The organism is Enterobacter sp. ODB01 (assembly GCF_001623605.1).
Classification (GTDB): domain Bacteria; phylum Pseudomonadota; class Gammaproteobacteria; order Enterobacterales; family Enterobacteriaceae; genus Enterobacter; species Enterobacter kobei.
In genome coordinates this window covers 863,328-880,897 of the sequence record NZ_CP015227.1, presented here as the reverse complement: position 1 = coordinate 880,897, position 17,570 = coordinate 863,328, and the positions used below count along the sequence as shown (strand labels likewise).

The 17,570-nt window shown below is 55.9% G+C and carries 21 protein-coding genes; 7 read left to right on the top strand and 14 right to left on the bottom strand.

Annotated elements, in window-relative coordinates:
- The first annotated feature begins 21 nt into the window (after positions 1 to 21).
- Positions 22 to 1,266 (top strand): tryptophan permease, encoded by a 1,245-nt coding sequence (mtr, locus tag A4308_RS04195; protein ID WP_045134771.1) that lies wholly within the window; start codon positions 22 to 24, stop codon positions 1,264 to 1,266.
- 62 nt (positions 1,267 to 1,328) lie between these two features.
- Here the strand turns inward: mtr and A4308_RS04190 are convergent, their stop codons facing one another.
- The 3 genes from A4308_RS04190 to ubiU form a co-directional block, all read right to left on the bottom strand.
- Complete coding sequence (locus tag A4308_RS04190) at positions 1,329 to 2,336, bottom strand: luciferase-like monooxygenase (protein WP_014833426.1); 1,008 nt, start codon at positions 2,334 to 2,336, stop codon at positions 1,329 to 1,331.
- Between the two features lie 78 nt (positions 2,337 to 2,414).
- Positions 2,415 to 3,293, bottom strand: coding sequence for a U32 family peptidase (locus A4308_RS04185; RefSeq protein ID WP_045281410.1), 879 nt, complete (start codon positions 3,291 to 3,293; stop codon positions 2,415 to 2,417).
- A 7-nt stretch (positions 3,294 to 3,300) separates the two neighbouring features.
- The gene (ubiU, locus tag A4308_RS04180; protein WP_014885366.1) at positions 3,301 to 4,296 is read right to left on the bottom strand and encodes a ubiquinone anaerobic biosynthesis protein UbiU; all 996 of its coding nucleotides are present in this window, start codon (positions 4,294 to 4,296) and stop codon (positions 3,301 to 3,303) included.
- Positions 4,297 to 4,507: 211 nt separating this feature from the next.
- On the opposite strand from ubiU, the gene ubiT reads away from it, so the two are divergent.
- Positions 4,508 to 5,032, top strand: coding sequence for a ubiquinone anaerobic biosynthesis accessory factor UbiT (gene ubiT / locus A4308_RS04175; protein ID WP_014885365.1), 525 nt, complete (start codon positions 4,508 to 4,510; stop codon positions 5,030 to 5,032).
- Positions 5,026 to 5,529: a GNAT family N-acetyltransferase gene (locus A4308_RS04170; protein WP_045281411.1), complete on the top strand. Its 504-nt coding sequence runs from the start codon at positions 5,026 to 5,028 to the stop codon at positions 5,527 to 5,529. Before ubiT ends, A4308_RS04170 begins: the two co-directional genes overlap by 7 nt.
- Here the strand turns inward: A4308_RS04170 and A4308_RS04165 are convergent.
- On the bottom strand, positions 5,516 to 5,845 hold the full coding sequence (locus A4308_RS04165; protein ID WP_023331388.1) for a GIY-YIG nuclease family protein: 330 nt from the start codon (positions 5,843 to 5,845) through the stop codon (positions 5,516 to 5,518). The genes A4308_RS04170 and A4308_RS04165 overlap by 14 nt on opposite strands.
- Positions 5,846 to 5,859: 14 nt before the next feature.
- Between A4308_RS04165 and A4308_RS04160 the strand changes: the two genes are divergently transcribed.
- Positions 5,860 to 6,294, top strand: a complete 435-nt coding sequence (locus A4308_RS04160) for a YhbP family protein (protein WP_023331387.1) — start codon at positions 5,860 to 5,862, stop codon at positions 6,292 to 6,294.
- Here A4308_RS04160 and A4308_RS04155 read toward each other — a convergent pair.
- On the bottom strand, positions 6,274 to 6,792 hold the full coding sequence (locus tag A4308_RS04155) for a type 1 glutamine amidotransferase domain-containing protein (RefSeq protein WP_014885361.1): 519 nt from the start codon (positions 6,790 to 6,792) through the stop codon (positions 6,274 to 6,276). The genes A4308_RS04160 and A4308_RS04155 overlap by 21 nt on opposite strands.
- 128 nt (positions 6,793 to 6,920) lie before the next feature.
- On the opposite strand from A4308_RS04155, the gene A4308_RS04150 reads away from it, so the two are divergent.
- Positions 6,921 to 7,565 (top strand): NAD(P)H-binding protein, encoded by a 645-nt coding sequence (locus tag A4308_RS04150; protein WP_045281412.1) that lies wholly within the window; start codon positions 6,921 to 6,923, stop codon positions 7,563 to 7,565.
- A 40-nt stretch (positions 7,566 to 7,605) separates the two neighbouring features.
- Positions 7,606 to 8,643 carry a permease gene (locus tag A4308_RS04145; protein ID WP_014885359.1) on the top strand — a complete coding sequence of 346 codons (1,038 nt, stop codon included), beginning with the start codon at positions 7,606 to 7,608 and terminating at the stop codon, positions 8,641 to 8,643.
- Between the two features lie 49 nt (positions 8,644 to 8,692).
- On the opposite strand, the gene dolP is transcribed toward A4308_RS04145, so the two are convergent.
- From dolP to A4308_RS04125, 4 genes are read right to left on the bottom strand one after another with little or no spacing between them, the layout of a single operon-like run.
- Positions 8,693 to 9,268, bottom strand: coding sequence for a division/outer membrane stress-associated lipid-binding lipoprotein (gene dolP / locus A4308_RS04140; protein ID WP_014171764.1), 576 nt, complete (start codon positions 9,266 to 9,268; stop codon positions 8,693 to 8,695).
- Positions 9,269 to 9,277: 9 nt separating this feature from the next.
- Entirely contained in the window at positions 9,278 to 9,868 is a 591-nt protein-coding gene (gene diaA / locus A4308_RS04135) for a DnaA initiator-associating protein DiaA (protein WP_003861754.1), read from the bottom strand.
- A gap of 21 nt (positions 9,869 to 9,889) precedes the next feature.
- Positions 9,890 to 10,285: a YraN family protein gene (locus A4308_RS04130; RefSeq protein WP_014885358.1), complete on the bottom strand. Its 396-nt coding sequence runs from the start codon at positions 10,283 to 10,285 to the stop codon at positions 9,890 to 9,892.
- Positions 10,243 to 12,393 (bottom strand): penicillin-binding protein activator, encoded by a 2,151-nt coding sequence (locus A4308_RS04125; protein ID WP_014885357.1) that lies wholly within the window; start codon positions 12,391 to 12,393, stop codon positions 10,243 to 10,245. The genes A4308_RS04130 and A4308_RS04125 overlap by 43 nt, the downstream gene beginning before the upstream one ends.
- A gap of 62 nt (positions 12,394 to 12,455) precedes the next feature.
- Between A4308_RS04125 and rsmI the strand changes: the two genes are divergently transcribed.
- On the top strand, positions 12,456 to 13,319 hold the full coding sequence (gene rsmI, locus A4308_RS04120) for a 16S rRNA (cytidine(1402)-2'-O)-methyltransferase (RefSeq protein ID WP_014885356.1): 864 nt from the start codon (positions 12,456 to 12,458) through the stop codon (positions 13,317 to 13,319).
- A gap of 121 nt (positions 13,320 to 13,440) precedes the next feature.
- On the opposite strand, the gene A4308_RS04115 is transcribed toward rsmI, so the two are convergent.
- The 5 genes from A4308_RS04115 to gatA form a co-directional block, all read right to left on the bottom strand.
- Complete coding sequence (locus A4308_RS04115; protein WP_014885355.1) at positions 13,441 to 14,214, bottom strand: DeoR/GlpR family DNA-binding transcription regulator; 774 nt, start codon at positions 14,212 to 14,214, stop codon at positions 13,441 to 13,443.
- A 110-nt stretch (positions 14,215 to 14,324) separates the two neighbouring features.
- A complete protein-coding gene (gene gatD, locus A4308_RS04110; RefSeq protein WP_045281414.1) occupies positions 14,325 to 15,368 on the bottom strand; it encodes a galactitol-1-phosphate 5-dehydrogenase in 1,044 nt (347 codons plus the stop codon).
- Positions 15,369 to 15,409: 41 nt separating this feature from the next.
- Positions 15,410 to 16,783 (bottom strand): galactitol-specific PTS transporter subunit IIC, encoded by a 1,374-nt coding sequence (locus A4308_RS04105; RefSeq protein ID WP_014885353.1) that lies wholly within the window; start codon positions 16,781 to 16,783, stop codon positions 15,410 to 15,412.
- A 4-nt stretch (positions 16,784 to 16,787) separates the two neighbouring features.
- Positions 16,788 to 17,072, bottom strand: a complete 285-nt coding sequence (gatB, locus tag A4308_RS04100; protein WP_014885352.1) for a PTS galactitol transporter subunit IIB — start codon at positions 17,070 to 17,072, stop codon at positions 16,788 to 16,790.
- A 27-nt stretch (positions 17,073 to 17,099) separates the two neighbouring features.
- Positions 17,100 to 17,567: a PTS galactitol transporter subunit IIA gene (gene gatA, locus A4308_RS04095; RefSeq protein ID WP_014885351.1), complete on the bottom strand. Its 468-nt coding sequence runs from the start codon at positions 17,565 to 17,567 to the stop codon at positions 17,100 to 17,102.
- Between the last annotated feature and the right edge of the window lie 3 nt (positions 17,568 to 17,570).

Sequence of the window (17,570 nt, the reverse complement as noted above, 5' to 3'; positions counted from 1 at the left end):
ATTGACTGGAGAAAAGGCTGTATGGCGACACTAACCACCACCCAAACGTCACCTTCGCTGCTTGGCGGCGTGGTGATCATCGGCGGAACCATTATAGGTGCCGGGATGTTTTCCCTGCCTGTGGTCATGTCCGGTGCGTGGTTCTTCTGGTCGCTGGCGGCGCTGGTCTTTACCTGGTTCTGTATGCTCCATTCCGGGCTGATGATCCTTGAGGCGAACCTCAACTACCGCATTGGCTCCAGCTTCGACACCATCACCAAAGATCTGCTGGGCAAGGGCTGGAACCTGGTAAACGGGCTTTCCATCGCGTTTGTGCTCTACATTCTGACCTACGCGTACATTTCCGCGAGCGGTTCGATACTGCACCACACCTTTGCTGAGATGTCGCTAAACGTTCCGGCGCGTCTGGCGGGTCTGTGTTTTGCTCTGGGCGTGGCCTTTATCGTCTGGATGAGTACCAAAGCGGTGAGCCGCATGACGGCGATTGTGTTGGGCGCCAAGGTCATCACCTTCTTCCTGACCTTCGGTAGCCTGCTGGGGCACGTCACGCCCGCCACGCTGTTTAATGTCGCGGAAGCGAATACTTCCTACACCCCGTACCTGCTGATGACGCTGCCGTTCTGTCTGGCGTCGTTCGGTTACCACGGTAACGTGCCGAGCCTGATGAAGTACTACGGCAAAGATCCCCGTACCATTGTGAAGTGTCTGGTCTACGGTACGCTGCTGGCGCTGGGTCTGTATGTGATTTGGCTGCTGGGGACGATGGGCAACATCCCGCGTCCGGAATTTATCGGCATTGCCCAGAAGGGCGGTAACATCGACGTGCTGGTGCAGGCGCTGAGCGGCGTGCTGAACAGCCGCAGCCTGGATCTGCTGCTGGTGATCTTCTCTAACTTTGCGGTGGCGAGCTCTTTCCTGGGCGTGACGCTGGGCCTGTTTGACTACCTGGCGGATCTGTTTGGCTTTGATGATTCCGCGATGGGACGTTTCAAAACGGCGCTGCTGACGTTCCTGCCGCCCGTTGCGGGGGGGCTGCTGTGGCCGAACGGTTTCCTGTACGCCATCGGCTATGCGGGTCTGGCGGCAACCATCTGGGCGGCGATTGTGCCGGCGCTGCTGGCGCGTAAATCACGTAAACGCTTCGGTAGCCCTAAATTCCGCGTCTGGGGTGGCAAACCGATGATTGCACTGATCCTGGTATTTGGGGTGGGTAACGCGGTGGTTCACGTGCTGTCGAGCTTTAATCTGTTGCCGGTATACCAGTAAAACGTGCGGCTTGCCCCCTCACCCCGACCCTCTCCCAAAGGGAGAGGGAGCAAAGCAAAAAACTACCCCACCAACTCCTCTTTCACCTGCATCGCCAAATCAAACGAATGCAAACGCGCCTGGTGATCGAAAATCTGGCCGTTAACCATAATCTCATCCGCCTGCGTTTCACGCAGCACCGCTTCCAGACCGTGCCGCACTTTCGCTTTATCCCCCACCAGCGACATGCTCAGCGCCTGCTGCACGCCATACTGCTCAGAGGCAGACCACAGCTGATGCATATTCTCCACTGGCGGTGGAAGTTGCCCGGTCTCACCGCGGCGCAGCTTCACAAACGCCTGCTGCATGGAGGTAAACAGGAATTCAGCATCGCGATTACTGTCGGCGGCAATGATGTTAATACACACCATCGCGTACGGTTTCTCCAGACGTTCAGACGGTTTAAAGTTCGTACGATAGAGATGCAGAGCCTGATGCAGCATATCCGGTGCGAAATGCGAGGCAAACGCAAACGGCAAACCCAGCTGCGCGGCGAGCTGCGCGCTATAAAGACTTGAACCCAGCAGCCACACCGGGATCTTCTCGCCGTAGCCCGGCACCGGGCGCACGTGTGGGTTCGGATCGCGCGCGTCAAACCAGTCAACCAGTTCAGCCACATCGCGCGGGAAGTTGTCGATATCGCCGCTCATATGGCGACGCAGGGCGCGCATGGTCGGCTGGTCGCTACCCGGCGCACGACCCAGCCCCAAATCAATACGGCCAGGATAGAGGGTATTCAGCGTGCCAAACTGCTCGGCAATCACCAGCGGGGCGTGGTTCGGCAGCATCACGCCACCGGAGCCCAGGTGCAATGTCGTTGTGTTCGCCGCCAGATAACCAATCAGAACCGAGGTGGCGGCGCTGGCAATGCCAACCATGTTGTGGTGCTCGGCCAGCCAGTAGCGATGGTAGCCACGCTTTTCAGCCAGTTGAGCCAGATCGAGAGAATGCGAAAAGGCTTCTCTGGCAGAGGAGCCTTGTGGGATCGGCGCCAGGTCCAGCACCGAAAACGGAAGGGTTTTGTCAGTCATAACAGCTCACTTTGTCGACGGTCAATCTTTAATACTGCATTAAAAAATGATAACCGTTGTTAACAAAGTGAGCCTTTTTTAGGCCTGCAGTTCCAGCCCGGCCAGGCGTTTCCAGTAACCATTACAGTCGCTGTTTGCCGTTAGCGGCAGCGGAGCTGCGCCGGTTTCATTTGCGCGGAAGGCGTCCAGCATCGCGAACACGCCGGTATCCAGAGGGGATAAACGCACTATGTCCACCAGGCCGTCCATCGACGCCAGTTCGTTGCCCAGGTTATAGACATAGCCGCTCATGGTCTGGATCCCGTTCAGGACAAACACCTGCTGATTTTCCTGGGATAGCACGCTGCGCCCGTTCGGGTACTTGATGCAGCAGGTTTCACACTCGTCTTTCGGGCGATCTTCCGAACGCGCGGAAAAGCAGCGCGCGGAATAAGCCAGCGGAAGATGGCCGTAGCTCAGCACTTCCACTTCAAACTGATTGCGAATGCCGAGATCGTCACACTGCGTCAGCAGGTTTACCAGCCAGTCGCGGGAGAGTTCCACCGGCATACACCAGCGCGTCATTCCCTGTTTGAGCAGCAGGTGCAGCGTGACGGCGTTATAGCAGTTCAGTGCATGACCCGCGACGAACGGTAACTTACGTTCGGCGCACATGTTCACCACGCCCAGGTCGCTTGCTTCCAGCAGGAACTCACCGTTTTCAACGTAGCGTTTCAGTTCACCCAGTTCGGACGAGGCTTGCACCAGCGCGAGCGTCGAGAGCACCACCTGTTTACCGCTTCCGGCGAGACTTTTCGCCATCTCCAGCCAGTCGCCCACTTTGGTGGCGCGGCGCTTGCTGCACACGGCTTCACCGAGATAAATCACATCAGCGCTGCTGGTGGCGGCCTGTTGGTAAAAATCTTCCAGCGTCTCTTTTGGCCAGTAGTAGAGCACCGGTCCTAATGAATATTTCATGGTTATCTCACTGCCATTTACGGTGATACGCGCCAAGCGTCGTTTGCGTGCCTTCGGACATAGAACCGAGCGTTTCCATCCAGGCTGCCTGCGGAGCATAGTTTTGCGGGTCCGCCATGCAGCGGTCGATAGCCTGACGCCAGACTTTCGCCACCTGGCTCACATAGGCCGGGCTACGCTGGCGACCTTCAATTTTTACCGAGGCAATATTCGCCGCCAGCAGTTCCGGCAGCAGCTCCAGCGTGTTGAGGCTGGTAGGCTCTTCCAGCGCGTGGTAGCGCTCACCGTCAACCAGATATCGGCCTTTGCATAACGTTGGATAACCCGCGTTTTCGCCGTCCTGATAGCGGTCAATCAACACTTCATTCAGGCGTGATTCCAGCCCCTGCGGGGTTTGTTGCCAGCGGACAAAGCGGGCAGGAGAGCAGGCCCCAACGGTATTGGGTGATTCACCGGTTAAATAAGAAGAAAGGTAGCAACGGCCTTCGGCCATGATGCACAGGCTGCCAAAGGCAAAAACTTCCAGCGGCACTGGCGTGACGCGCGCGAGTTGCTTAACCTGATGAATGGAGAGCACGCGGGGCAGCACCACGCGAGCGACGTCAAAGTGTTGATGATAAAAACGCACGGCCTCTTCATTCGTGGCTGATGCCTGAACAGAGACGTGGCGCTCAATATGCGGATAGCGTTCTGCCGCATACTCAAGCATGGCGAGGTCGGCCAGGATTAACGCATCGGCACCCAGCTGTGCGGCCATATCTACCGCGCGCTGCCAGCGGGCATAGCCGTCAGGATGCGCAAAGGTATTAATGGCAATATGCAGTTTGCGGCGGTGCTGGTGAACGAAGTTAACGGCTTCCTGAAGCTTTTTCTCCGTAAAGTTGAGGCCAGCAAAATGGCGGGCGTTGGTATCATCTTTCAGCCCGATATAGACCGCATCGGCCCCATTTTCGATGGCCGCCTTAAGCGCCGGTAGGTTACCGGCAGGGCAGAGCAGCTCCATAAATTATCCTGATGTAGTCGATCGCAAAATTGTTAACGAGCTGGGATTTTAATTAACCCCTGGGCGACAATTTTTGATTTAAGGCAGCTAATGGCGTATTGATGACACCAATAATGAGCGTCACCGGACGACGGTTTGTTGATTTACGCCGCTATGTTGTGCGTCGGATATGGCAAAATAGCGGGACTATTGCTATCAGGGAGTAAAGCTCGTGCTGGATAAACTGCGTTCACGTCTCGTACAATTCGGTCCATCAATGCTGAGCGTGCCGGTGAAACTGGCGCCGTTCGCGCTAAAACGTCAGGTGCTCGAGCAGGTCCTGAGCTGGCAATTCCGCCAGGCGCTGCAGGACGGCGAGCTGGAGTTTCTGGAAGGCCGCTGGCTGAGCATTGAGGTGCGTGACATCGGGCTGCGCTGGTTTACCTCGGTTGAGAATGATCAACTCATTGTGCGTGAGTCCGCCGAGGCGGATGTGAGCTTTAGCGCCAGTGCCAGCGATCTGCTGATGATCGCCGCGCGTAAACAGGACCCGGATACGTTATTCTTCCAGCGCCGTCTGGTCATTGAAGGCGATACGGAGCTGGGTCTGTACGTGAAAAATTTAATGGATGCCATTGAGCTGGAGCAGATGCCGAAAGCGCTGCGCGTGATGCTGATGCAAATGGCAGATTTCGTTGAGGCCGGGCTGAAAACCCCGCCTGACAGTAAACACACTTCAGTAGGTGAGCCATGCTGATTCGAGTCGAAATTGGGATTGATGCACCGGGTATCGATGCGTTGTTACGCCGCGCTTTTGAGAGCGATGCGGAGGCCCAACTGGTCCACGATCTCCGTGAAGACGGCCTGATTACTTTAGGGCTGGTAGCCACCGATGACGAAGGTCAGGTTGTTGGCTATGTTGCCTTCAGCCCGGTAATCGTTCAGGGCGAAGATCTGCAGTGGGTAGGCATGGCACCGCTGGCGGTCGATGAGAACTATCGCGGCCAGGGCCTGGCGCGCCAGCTGGTGTATGAAGGGCTGGACTCGCTGAATGAGTTTGGCTATGCCGCCGTGGTCACGCTGGGCGATCCGGCATTTTATGGCCGCTTAGGCTTCGAGCAGGCCGCGCATTACGATCTGCGCTGCCGCTGGCCGGGTACCGAATCCTCCTTCCAGGTACATCGCCTGGCGGATGATGCCCTGAACGGTGTGAGTGGCCTGGTTGATTACCACGATCACTTCAATCGTTTCTGAGCAGGCTTTCGCGTAGCGCCTCAAATGAGCCGTCTCCGGTAACGAGGCGCTCTTTCTGGCGCTTCGTCAGCTGTTTAATCCGGTATTCCAGCCTGAGCGCCAGCGACCTGTCGCCGACGGCGGCGTAAAAAGCCAGCTGAAGTTCACCTTTCCCCCGCAGCGCTTTTGCCCCTTTCCCCGTTTGATGTTGTAAAAAACGCCGCGCCACATCGGTAGTGATCCCGGTGTAGAGTGCGTTATCAGCGGTTCGGACGAGATAGAGAAACCAGCACACGGTAAACAGATTCAGTATGTTAAGGTGAACGCACCATAGCATGAGAGAGAGCGAAAATGGAAACACTGGCAGCCATTAACCGCTGGCTGGCGAAGCAGCATGTCGTCACCTGGTGCGTCTGTAAAGACGAAGAGATGTGGTGCGCGAACGCCTTTTATTACTACGATCCCGAGCGCGTAGCCTTCTATGTCATGAGCGAAGACAAAACGCGGCATGCGCAAATGACCGGCCAGCAGGCGAAGGTGGCGGGTACGGTAAATGGCCAGCCCAAAACGGTCGCGCTGATCCGTGGCGTGCAGTTCAAGGGAGAGATCCGTCGGCTGGAGGGAGAAGAGAGCGACGCGCGCCGTAAGCACTACACGCGCCGCTTCCCGGTTGCCGCTGCGTTAAAAGCCCCGGTGTGGGAAATCCGCCTCGATGAGCTGAAATTTACCGACAACACGCTGGGCTTTGGCAAGAAGCTTCACTGGCTACGCGCCGAGCAGGCGTAGCGCTTCCCGGTTAAACGCCGGAAGATCGTCCGGGGTCCGGCTGGTGATCAACTGGTCTTTGTCGTTGACCACTTCCTGATCGTAAAACTCAGCCCCCGCATTTTTCAGATCGATCACGATCGGTTTCACCGCCGTCAGCTTACGTCCGCGGACCACGTCGGCGCTGATCAGCAGCTGCGGGCCGTGACAGATAGCAAAGACCGGTTTTCCGGTAGCGACAAAGTCACGTGTGAAAGTGACGAAACGCTCGTCCCCGCGCAGGGAATCCGGTGAATGGCCGCCGGGTAACAGCAGGGCGTCGAAATCAGACGGGCTGACGTTATCGATGGTTTCGTCGATGGTCACGCTGGCTTCGCCCTTATGGCCTTTCACCGTTTTGCCCGCTTCTTTCTCAATGGTAATGACCTCATGTCCCGCCTTGCGGAATGCCTCTGCAGGAGAGGTGAATTCTGAATCTTCAAACTCGTCGGTAATCAAGACTGCGATTTTCTTGCCCATGCTTCCTCCGTTGTTTTGGCTTCAGACTGATTTTTCTCCGCTTGTGGTAAATACTTACCTGTAACAGACTTCTAAGTGTGGTCGACCACGCTGAGTTCGCAAACGGACAATTCTGTAAAGGGGATACGATGAGCCAGGTACTGATTACGGGCGCAACCGGGCTGGTCGGCGGGCATCTGCTGCGGCTGCTGATCCAGGATCGCCATATTAACTATATCGCCGCACCGACGCGTCGCCCGCTGCTGGATATCTCCGGCGTCTTTAACCCGCACGACCCGCAGCTCACCGACGCGCTGGCGCAGGTGCAGGACCCGATTGATATCGCCTTTTGCTGCCTCGGTACGACGCGGCGTGAGGCGGGCAGTAAAGAAGCCTTTGTCCATGCGGATTACACCCTGGTGGTGGATACCGCACTGACGGCGAAAAAATTGGGGGCAAAGCATTTTCTGGTGGTCAGTTCTCACGGCGCGAGCAACGGCTCGCCGTTTTTTTACAACCAGGTGAAGGGCAAGATGGAAGAGGCGCTGATTGCCCAGAAGTGGGAATATCTGACCATTGTGCGGCCTTCTATGCTGATGGGGCACCGCGACGAACGGCGCTTTAACGAGTTTGTTTTCGCTCCGCTGTTTCGCATCCTGCCGGGTAACTGGAAGTCCATTGAGGCGCGGGATGTCGCGCAGGCGATGCTGAAAGAGGCGCTGGCACCGTCGCAGGAAGGGGTCAATATCATCCCTTCGGCAAAACTGCGTGAAATCGCGCAGGGCGAGGCGTAAACTTCTCCGGCTTATTCAATAACACTCTCCGGGGAATGGTATGACTGGTCAGTCTTCATCTCAGGCGGCGACACCTGTCCAATGGTGGAAGCCCGCACTCTTCTTTCTCGTGGTCATCATTGGCCTCTGGTATGTGAAATGGCAGCCGTACTATGGCAAGGCCTTCACCGCCGCCGAAACGCACAGCATTGGTAAATCGATACTCGCGCAGGCGGATGCCAGCCCGCTGAAGGCGGCGTGGGATTACGCCATGGTCTACTTCCTGGCTGTCTGGAAAGCTGCGGTATTAGGCGTCTTGTTAGGGTCGCTGATTCAGGTACTTATTCCGCGAAACTGGCTGGTGAAAACCCTCGGGCAGCCACGCTTTCAGGGCACCTTGCTGGGGACGATTTTCTCTCTGCCGGGCATGATGTGTTCATGCTGTGCAGCCCCTGTGGCCGCAGGAATGCGCCGTCAGCGTGTCTCGATGGGCGGTGCGCTGGCGTTCTGGATGGGCAACCCGCTGCTCAACCCGGCAACGCTGGTGTTTATGGGCTTTGTGCTCGGCTGGCATTTTGCGGCTATCCGCCTGGTTGCCGGGCTGCTGACGGTGCTGGTGGTGGCGACGCTGGTGCAAAATCTGGTGAAAGAGAAAGCGCCAGAGCCCGCTTCTGTTGAGCTGGACATCAGCGAGCCGCAGGGCGGTTTCTTTGCCCGCTGGGGTAAAGCGCTGTGGCAACTTTTCTGGAGCACCATTCCGGTTTATATCCTGGCGGTTCTGGTGCTCGGCGCGGCGCGCGTCTGGCTGTTCCCGCATGCGGATGGCGCGATTGATAACACGCTGATGTGGGTGATTGCGATGGCCGTTGCTGGCTGCCTGTTTGTGATCCCAACGGCGGCTGAAATTCCGATTGTTCAGACCATGATGCTGGCTGGCATGGGCACCGCGCCCGCGCTGGCGCTGCTTATCACCTTGCCGGCCATTAGTTTGCCGTCGCTTGTCATGCTGCGTAAGTCTTTCCCGGCAAAAGCGCTGTGGCTGACAGCGGGGCTGGTAGCGTTAAGTGGGGTGCTGGTGGGAAGCATTGCGCTTCTGTGAAAAAAAAGCCCGGTGGCGCAACGCTTACCGGGCCTACAGTGAGGTTTTTTTATTTGATGTAAGTAAACGCGGTGGTGACGTGCTTCACGCCGCTGACCCGGCTGGCGATATCCGCTGCCGCTTTCCCTTCACGGTCGGTAACCAGACCCAGCAGGAACACTTCACCGTTTTCGGTCGTCACTTTTACGTTTGAGGATTTCACCTGATCTGAACCCAGCAGCTGGGAACGGACTTTTGTGGTGATCCAGGTGTCAGACGACGCCGTACCCAGGCTGATTGGCTGGCCCTGACGGATTTCATTGAAGACTTCCGTAGTGCCCTCAACGCCCATGGCGATCTGCTTCGCGCGGCTGGAGAGTTCGGTATTCGGTGACTGACCCGTCAGCAGGACTTTGCCCTGATAAGCCGTCACGTTGATACGCGCTTCTTTCTTAATTTGTTCGTCTTTCGACAGCGCACTGTTGACGCGCAGCTCCAGCGTACCGTCATCCACCTGCGTTCCTACAGAGCGTGGATCGGTCGCCGCTTTTGTGCCTACTGCGGCAGTACCCACGACAGCCGCAGCGATACATCCCTGAAGCAGCAATGCAGACATAAGGACTGCGAGGGTCGATAAAGCCTTCATAAAAACTCCTTAATCATCCTGGTGAGGGAAAAGCGTGTTATCGATCAAATCGCATAAGCAGTTTACCGTGAGCATATGCATCTCCTGAATGCGTGCGCTTCGGTGAGACGGAATGCGGATTTCCACATCCTGCGGCCCCAGCAGACCCGCCAGTTCACCACCGTCATAGCCGGTTAAGGCGACGATAGTCATGTCTCGGGTGACCGCGGCTTCAACGGCTTTGACAATGTCCCGGCTGTTGCCGCGCGTGGAGATGGCCAGCAGCACATCACCGGCATGCCCCAGGGCGCGCACCTGCTTTGCGTAAATTTCGTCATGCAGACGATCGTTAGCAATCGCTGTTAAGACCACATTATCGGTATTAAGTGCAATGGCAGGTAAACTCGGGCGTTCGGTTTCAAAACGATTAATCATGCTGGCAGCAAAATGCTGTGCGTTGGCGGCTGAGGTACCGTTGCCACAACAGAGGATTTTGTTGCCATTAAGCAGGGATTGCACCAGCGTCATTGCAGCACGAGAGATCGCGTCCGGAAGGGCTTCCGCCGCGGCAATCTGAGTCTGGATGCTTTCTGTGAAGCACACTTTAATTCTTTCGAGCACGTTATCCCTTTTAAATCGTAATTATGCGTCTTCGCCAAAAGCGTTTTTAAGCCATTCGATCTCATTTCCGGTGAAGGCTATCACATCGAACCGGCAATCCACAGTATCAAAACTCCCATTATGGCGGGCAAGCCACAAGTGGGCAGTCTGTAATAATTTATGTTGTTTGGCGAGCGTCACGCTGGCGGCAGCACCGCCAAAACGGGAAGACTGTCGAAAGCGGACTTCTACAAACACAATCACCTGACCCTCTTTCATGATCAGATCAATTTCGCCGCCACGTCCGCGAACGTTAGCGGCGATAAAATGCAGTCCTTTGCCTTCAAGCCAGCGACGCGCTTTTAACTCCCACGCATCGCCGGTCTCTTTACGGCTTAACTGGCCGGGACGATTTGTCCCTGCTGGTATTTGAGCCATGATAACTTCCTGTTGATCACGCAGTCCTGCGTCGCGGTCAGATCGCCGGTGTTGCCGTTAAGCTCAAAGCCCGGTACCTGACGCATCTGGGTAAAGTGGTTCGCCAGCGCCCATGCATCGACCCCCATGGCATACAGACGCGCCAATGAGTAATCGTTACGTACGCTGCTCAGCGCCTGCTGCATCAGCGCCGGGTTGCTGCCCGCGAGCATCGGAATTTCACTGTACTGCAGGCCGTCCATTTCCAGACGGAAATCCGGGCCAGCGGTGCCTTGCGCGCTGCGGGAACTGGCATAGAGCGTTGCGCCGCTCTGGCTGCCGTTACGCATCGCAATCATTGGTTTGATAAAGGCGATCTCTTGCGGTGTGGCAACGATATAAGCCGCATCCACTTTTCCACCGCCGCCGATCTGCGCATCGGTAGGTGGGGCAGGGATGGTCAGCCCACCAATGGTCACGCCCTGCTGCTGTGGCAGGCTGGCGGTCACCGGGCTGCCGTTAAGCGCGATACCCGCTCCGCCGTTTACGCCCGCGCGCAGTTCTGAGACGGAACCGAATTTCTGCTGCAGCACGATACCGCCGCCCAGCTTCTGCCACTCATCGGCGAAGGCATTCGCTACGCGATCGCCCAGCGTACTGCGCGGGATGAGCAACAGTGGAGCCTGTTTACCCTGCTCGTGGATATGACGTGCCGCATCGCGAGCTTCGTCTTCCGGAGAGAGCGCGAAGTAGCAAATATTGGCCCGGTTCTGAACCTGCTCCGGCTGGTTGAGCGCCAGCACGTTCAGCGTGGTATTGCTCTTCATCAGCTCTTCCACGTTGTTTTTCAACAGCGGACCGACAACGATGCTCGCCCCGTCCTGTTGCACCTGAGCCAGTACCTGGTCAAGCGGCTGCGAACTGGTGTCGTAAATTTTCAGTTCGGTGCCAGGATTAGCGCTGGTGGTCGCCACGGCCTGCGGCTGCGCGGCAGGTGGAGTGGTTGGTTGTGCTGGCTGTTGTTGAGTTTGTTCTGCTGTTGCCTCAGGCGCTGCAGGAGAAGCAGGTGTCTCCACTGGCGCCTGTGTTGCTGGTTCTGCAGCAGGCGGAGGCGTCGTCGGTGCGGTCACCGGGTTTTGCATCGTGCCTTGCGCCGGGGGTTGCGCCGTGGTGAGATCGCTGGTCTCGGCGGCGGAAGGGCTGACAACATCGTTCACGTTGGCCGCCTGTGCTGCCTGCACCGGCACCGCGCTGCCCGTCACCGGCATAGTGCCGTTTTTCGCAGCTTCAAAGCCCTGTTGAATCGTACGGCCAAACACCGCCGCCTGACCATTCAGCGGCAGAAGCAGTGCAATTTTGCTGGTCGATGCTGGCTTAAAGTTCTGCACGTTCACCAGCTGGGTTGGCAGCATTTTGGCGCCCGGGTTTTGCGGGTAGCGAGTCTGCCAGTCGGTAATACCGGCCTTCAGCATCTTAGGGTCGGTGCGGTTGTTAAACCACATCTGTTGGAGATCAAGCCAGCCCTGCAGCACGTTCTCATCCGCGTTGATGACCAGCGCCTTTGCCTGATCCGGGGTCATGGCGGCAAGAGCCTGCCAGGTGGCATCAATATTTTTCTGCTTGTCGGCACCGGCAAGCAGCGGTTCCTGAGCGATAAGCGCGCGGAGCAGCGTCAGGGAAGGACGCCCCTGTTCAGCGGTGATACCCGCCTGCCAGAAGCGTGCCTGCTGGTTTTTATCCAGCGCGCTCAGGTCGATGCTACCCAAGATCTTTTTCGCGCTGTCATACTCTTTCTGCGCGACCTTCAGCTCGGCAGAGAGCAGGCTCTGCTCAAGACGCTGGGTATCGTTAAGATCTTTCGGCAGCTGGCCGAACAGCTCTGCAGCCTGCTGGGTTTTTCCCTCTTTCAGCAGTGCACGAATGGCGAGTAATTGCCAGTTGATCCTGGTATCATTTGAACTCTGCGACATTTGTTGCAGATAAAAGCCAGAATCAGCCTGAGCGGAACCCTCAAGATGGGCGGTGCTCTGGTCAGGTGCCTGGGTGCCGCAGCCTGCAAAGATCAGGGCTGCCAGCAGAAGCGGCACGCTGCGCGTGGCTTTTTTTCGAAGAAACGTTAACGGTACCATACTGTATCCAGTGATTTTTTTTACGCAATGCTCAATATTAAATCGGCAATACGGACGAAACAATGAAACAACACGAAACGGCAGATAATTCTCAAGGCCAGCTTTATATTGTACCTACTCCTATCGGGAATTTGTCTGATATTACCCAACGTGCACTCACTGTATTGCAAGCCGTTGATTTAATTGCGGCTGAGGACACTCGTCATACCGGTTTACTGCTGCAGCATTTCGCGATTAACGCCCGTTTGTTTGCCCTGCACGATCACAATGAGCAACAAAAAGCCGACACGCTGGTGGCGAAGCTCAAGGAGGGGCAGAACATTGCGCTGGTCTCCGACGCGGGAACGCCGCTGATTAACGACCCCGGCTACCATCTGGTGCGTACCTGCCGTGAAGCCGGCATTCGCGTTGTGCCCCTGCCGGGACCGTGCGCCGCGATTGCTGCGTTAAGCGCCGCAGGTCTGCCGTCTGACCGTTTCTGCTATGAAGGTTTTCTGCCCGCCAAATCTAAAGGCCGTCGCGACGTCTTAAAAGACCTGGAGGCGGAACCGCGCACCCTGATTTTCTACGAATCCACCCACCGCCTGCTGGAAAGCCTGGACGATATGGTTACCGTCTGGGGTGAGTCCCGCTACGTCGTGCTGGCGCGCGAGCTGACCAAAACCTGGGAAACCATTCACGGCGCACCGGTGGGTGAACTGCTGGCGTGGGTGAAGGAAGACGAAAACCGCCGCAAAGGTGAGATGGTGCTGATTGTCGAAGGGCATAAAGCAGAAGAGGATGCCCTGCCAGCCGATGCGCTGCGCACGCTGGCATTGCTACAGGCCGAATTGCCGCTTAAAAAAGCGGCTGCGCTGGCGGCGGAAATTCACGGCGTGAAGAAGAATGCCCTGTATAAGTACGCGCTGGAGCAGCAGGGGGAGTAAGCCCCAGCCGTCTTTTTGCCGGGCGGCGGCTGCGCCTTACTTTGCCTGCAACTTTATAAAATGTCGGTATAAATGTCGGAAAAGAAAATTGCGCAGGTCATGCGCTGACCTGCGTTGTTAGCTAAACCGTAATGACCTCAGTGCCCGTTTTGCTCAGCAGATCTTTATCATGTTTTCCGATCCCATCATCCGTAATCACACAATCAATCTTCTCCATTGGCAGTACCTGGTTAAACCCGCGACGATTAAACTTGCTCGCATCGAGTACGGCAATCACTTTATGGGCGGCGGCGGCCATCACGCTGCTGATGGAATAGCCTTCATTGAAGGTGGTGATGCCGTTTGTCGCATCAATACCGTCCGCCCCAACAAACATCAAGTCCGCGCTAATACCTGCAAGCGAACGCTCGGCAATGGTACCGTGCATTGAATGCGTCTTATGGCGAACCGTGCCGCCGCAAACCACCAGCGTAATATCTTTATTTTCCGAAAGAGCAAACGCAGCGGGCAAGCTGTTGGTAATGACGGTAATATTGGCTTTTCTCGACAGGGCTTCGGCTATCAGCATAGTGGTACTGCCGCTGTCTAAAATAATCGTCATTCCTTCTTCGATCAGGGCTGCGGCGGCCTGAGCAATACGTTTTTTCGGGTCGCTTGCCAGCTGGTAACGCTCCTCCAGTACGACTTCCTGATTCTCACTTTCAGCCAGGTTACTGCCCGGTTTTGCTGCGCCTCCATGGAAGCGCGTGACTAAGCCTTTTTCTTCCAGCAGGCGCAGGTCGGTTCGAATGGTCACTTCCGAGATGCCGAACAGGTTAGAAAGATCCTGCACCATCACGCTACCCTGAGCGTTGACGAGGTCAACGATTTTGTTCCTTCGCTCAAATGAGTTCATATTGATTTGCCTGATAATTAACTGTTCCTATTCTAATCGAAGGTATGCGAAAGGTGTAAGGCTATATTCGAAAGCAAATGTGAGCCAGCTCAGGTTGCTGGCTCGAGAGATTAGGCGAAACGCAGCATAATTTTGCCCTGCATCGGTGCCCCATTCAGTGCCTGCACGGCCTGAGCGAAGCTTTCACTGTCGCCAGTATGAGCAATGAGCGGCTCCAGTTGCAGTTTTTTCCCGGTGAGCAGGCGGACTGCTGTTTCCCACTCTTCCCCTGGCCACGGTGCAGAGTAGTTCATCCAGCTACCCAAAAGCGTCAGTTCCTTACGTAATATTTTGCCAAAGGTTGCGGCAGATAAATTCAGGTCATGATGCAATGTACCGACCAGCGCAACTTGTGCGTGAGGGCCAGCAATATCAATGGCAAGCGAGACAGTTTGTGGTGTTCCTGCGGTCTCCAGCACCAGTTGATCAAATCGACTGTCACTCTGCGCGTTGAGAATGTCATCGGTGCTCAAGGTACGGCTGTTGAATACTTGAGTCGCACCCAGTGTTTTCGCCAGGGCGAGTTTATCGTCGTTGATATCAATCGCAGTTACGCTCTTTGCCCCGAGCGCCAACGCGCACTGCATCGCCAGCAGACCGATCGTCCCCGCTCCGACGATAATGACATTTTTACCTTTGCAGCCTGAAGCCAGATGAAACGCGTGCAAACCTACGGTGACAGGTTCGATAAATGCCCCGTCTTCGATTGCCATCTCTGCTGGCAGGCGGAACAAGTTCGCGCGCTTCACGACAATATATTCGGCATTGCCACCGTCACTGCGTGAGCCGACAAACTGGTACTGCTTACACAGCGAGTAGTAGCCTTGCCCACACTCTGGGCAGGAAAAACAGGGCAGAAGTGGAATGCAGGCCACAGCATCTCCCGCCTGGAGGTCCTTTACATCTGCACCACAGGCTTCGACGTGTCCGCTAAATTCATGGCCAAGGATGATAGGATAATAGTGTGCCCCTTTGGCAAAAATACGCGGGATATCTGAGCCGCATAACCCTGAGCAAACAATGCGCACCAGAACTTCATCCGCATCCTGTATTTGAGGGATCGGACGTTCTTCAACGCGCACGCTGCCCTCAGCGTGAATTACCACTGATTTCATGATTTACTCCAGAAAAGAAGGGGAGCATGGCTCCCCGGATATTAAGATACCGTCTGGCTTTGCGGGTTAGCGGCGTTTTTCTCTGCCGTCGTAAACGTCCGGGCACGTCGCCAGGTGAGCAGTACGCCTGTGAAGTAGATCGCGCCAATCACAATGAATCCCACCACGTTTTGCCAGGTAAGGAGCTGGATGAGCAACCAGGTGACTGGCGAACCACCCTGATCCATGGATGCCACAAGCCCACCTGCTTTTAACGCACCAGCGTTCTGTGCAAGCTGGGTATGCAGGCCGATGGTCTGTGTGGCGATCCATAGTGTGATCCCCATGATGATGACGCCGGAGATGAGTGTACGGAACAGATTACCCTGGTGAATCGCGACCGCCATTGCCACGAAGAAACCGATAGTCGCAAGGTCGCCGAAAGGTAGCACCTGGTTACCTGGCACCAGCACCGCAATCAGAATGGTTAACGGGATGAAAATGAGACTGGCGGAAACCACTGACGTATGACCCAGCAGCAGTGCGGGATCAAGACCAATTAAGAACTCCTGACCACCAAATTTGGCCTGCAGGCGTTTGCGAGCGTGTTTAGCAATCGGCGTCAGGCCATCCATAATCGGCTTGATGACCCGCGGCATCAACAGCATCACTGCAGCGGTTTTCACTGCCAGTTGCAGAACGGATTTCGCGTCGTAGCCTGCCAGCATGCCAATGACCAGTCCCATGACAAAACCGACGGTGACCGGTTCGCCAAACGGACCAAAACGTTTCTGGACATCGTCGGCGCTAAAGTGGATCCGCTTAAGACCAGGAATGTGGTTGATAATCGTATCGACCAGCACCGCGACGGGACCGAGATACGCCGACGAGCCGTGTGGAATAGCAATTCCTTCCAGGCCGAAGAAGTCTCGCGTGTCTTTGGCAAACCAGTCACCCAGCTTGTAGACAAAGGCTGCGTGAACCACCACACCAAGGATCCCCAGCCAGTAAGAGCCAGTGGCCAGGTGCAGCATTGCGCCGGTGAAGGTCATGTGCCAGATGTTCCAGATGTCCACGTTCACTACACGGGTCATACGAGTGACCAGCATGATGACATTGACGCCGATCGCTATCGGGATCGCCACCAGTGCGATTTGTGAGGCCCAGGTCATGGGTGAAGAACCTGGCCAGCCGATATCCACTACGTGAAGGTTAATCTGGAATTGTTCCGCCATCGCTTTAGCTGCCGGACCAATGGAGTCGAGCATCAGGCCAATGACCAATCCAATTCCCACGAAGCCTATGCCGATATGCAGGCCGGACTTGAAGCAATCGCCCAGTTTCATCCCCAAAAGTTTTGAGAAGATAATGATAACGATGGGCAGCATGACGGTGGGACCGAGGTCGAGGATATACCGCATGATTTCGGTAAACATGATTTCACCCCTCGAGAATAGTGAGGATTTTTTGTTGCAGGGCTTCGATACCGACGCCCGATACAAACGGCATCCCATGAACTACCGGAATGTCACCAAACGATCTGTCGACTTTTGCCGTGGTGCAAATGAGGTCTGCACCGTCCATATAGGTTTCAATTTCCGTCACCCGACACTGGACCAGATCAAGCGCTATGTGGTGGGCTTCACACAGTTCTTTGATCTCTTCAGCCGCCATGGTTGAGGTTGCTACGGCACCACCACAGGCAACAATAACTTTACGTTTCATAGGGTACTCCTTTTTATTATCAGTATGTTATGAAGCCTGTGCACAGGAGTCAGGCTCAAGGATCGTCTCCCGGAATTGCTCGGCCAGGCGATCGGCTGGTGTGACCAACAACAGGTCCAGCGTGTCCGGGTTTTGTAGCTCGCTGAAAAGACGGCGCAGCAGTTTTATTTGCGCCGCAGGGTTTTCAACAATTAATGCGATGATGAGTGAAACGGCGACCTCTCCATCATCATCAGCCTGCTGAAAATTCACCGGTTTGTCCGGGCGAATCAGGTAAATCGCGGGGATTTTGGCATGTACCGCCTCACAATGCGGGATTGCAACCGCATGGCGTTCAAGGGTTATGCCGGTGGGGTAGTTGATCTCCCTTTCGAGAAGTGCGGCTGGGTAAGTGGCATGCACAACACCTTTCGCCAGCATCTCCTCACCAATGTGCGCCAGCGCAAGCTGACAGTTTTCAAACTCAATTCCGGTACGGACAAAAACGTGACTCATAGA